1 protein-coding gene is annotated in these 1,884 nt (G+C 51.4%); it reads right to left on the bottom strand.

Annotated features, from left to right (window positions below; all coding sequences use genetic code 11):
• Positions 1–576 precede the first annotated feature (576 nt).
• Positions 577–1,314, bottom strand: coding sequence for a hypothetical protein (locus H663_RS40795; RefSeq protein WP_053176670.1), 738 nt, complete (start codon positions 1,312–1,314; stop codon positions 577–579).
• Between the last annotated feature and the right edge of the window lie 570 nt (positions 1,315–1,884).

The following is a 1,884-nucleotide window of genomic DNA, read 5'->3' as shown; positions in this document are numbered from 1 at the left end:
AGTGGCGTTTACACACCCAACACGCAAAACACCTACGCCACAGGTGCGCCGCGCAGCGTGATGGTGGGTTTGACCAAATCTTTTGGTCAACGTTGACGTGAAGCTTGGCTGGCGATGATTTCTGAAAAAGAAACAATGACTTCGCCAGCCTCTATGGAGCCGGCACGCTGAAGTATGAAATGAGTGAGACATGTCATCTTGTAGGTCGGTACTCGCAGAGTCCGACATGGTGGGTTTGGGCACAGGCCCCTGTCGGAGTCTTCGACCGCCGACCTACAACATCGTTGCGCATTGCAAACTTCACGGGGCCGAATCCATATGGAGCCGTCACGCTGAAGTTTGAAATGCGTGAGACATGTCATCTTGTAGGTCGGTACTCTCAGAGTCCGACATGGTGGGTTTGGGCACAGGCCCCTGTCGGAGTCTTCGACCGCCGACCTACAACATCGTTGAGCATTGAAAACTTCATTGGGGCGAATCAATGGCGGAATGCCCCTGTCCACGGATTGGTCGCATTTTGCGCAAAGTTCACTTGGCTGGTGATGACTGTGAAAACACCTGGGTTATAGACTGCACTCATGATTGACCGCCTTGTTTGTTGAGTCGTTTATTTTGGAAAAATTCCACCAAGAAAAAAACAATAATCAATGGCAGAAAAATCAGCCAGCCTCTTGATGTTGAAAAAACTTGAAACGTGATTTCGAAATGCTTTTTCGCCACCGCAAAAGGCACCCCCCCACCTCGATCACACTTCAAAGCAAAGACCTGAAAGCGCTCATCAAGGACTCGGCGCAAAGGTCGCCCCCACATTTGGCAGCGTTGACCAACCAAAGCTTTTTGCTCCTCCAATGTGATCACCAGGTTCAGGCTAGGCCCTTTGAAGTCAAGCGAGGGGAACTCAACCTGTTGCACCACGCCAGAAGGCAGTCGCACATACAGACGGGAGCCGTTGATGTGCCAATCCACCACATCCACCGTCTGCATCGCCAATTCGTCCAAGCTCTGTGGCGGTGGGTTGCCATAGATAAACCAGAAGCGGCCTACCGTAAAAGACATGACAAAAATCAGCATTCCTAGGCTGAGACAGTAAACGCTCCACCATGGTTTTTTTGGGGGTGGCGGTGGCGGTTTTTGTTGCCAGTTCCGGCCTGGGTCTGCAAATGCTTCTGCGCCAAGCGGTTGGGCTACCGGGCGGAGTGGCGCTGTGCTCTCACGATTTACACGCTCTTGCCGGTGCTTGCGAAAATGGTCAATCACCACCTTCAGCACAGCCAGAGAAAACATGATTTTGAGCAGGATGAAAAAATACTCCATCAAATCCCCTTCACACTTGGTCGAAACACGAAATCGGTCTGACACCCACACTCGCTGTGCGAAATGGCATCGCTGCGGCTTGAGCCATCAGCCGCCAGATAGCGATTGAATGACAGAGGTTTGCGCTCATGCGGCTTGCCTCCAGGCACCGTAATTGGCTGCCCGCAGCTTGTCGTTGCGCGTGGTGATGTACATCAAGCAATTGAGGCTGTCTGTGCCTCTGAACATGGTTGTGAAATTGAGCATGGTGTTTGGCTTCATTGAAACTTTTAGCACCGACAGTCTGCCGCATTTGAAAACTTATAACTTTGAAGAAATCATGACTGCCATGAGTTTCAGTATTGATTCGGGGCGCTGAAGTTTGAAATATGGAGAAATGTCATCTCGTAGGTCGGTGCTCGCAGAGTCCGACATTTTTGGTTGCGGCACAGGCCCATGTCGGAGTCTTCGACCGCCGACCTGCAACATCGTTGCGCATTGAAAACTTCTCAGGGCCGGATCAATAGGGTCCGCCATCACCGCTTACACATCGACGCCTTTACCCCTTGATGTTTGTTGGACCATGGAAAA

The organism is Limnohabitans planktonicus II-D5 (genome assembly GCF_001270065.2).
Classification (GTDB): domain Bacteria; phylum Pseudomonadota; class Gammaproteobacteria; order Burkholderiales; family Burkholderiaceae_C; genus Limnohabitans_A; species Limnohabitans_A planktonicus.
The sequence above is the reverse complement of the archived record's forward strand: the minus strand, read 5'-3'. Positions and strand labels throughout refer to the sequence as shown.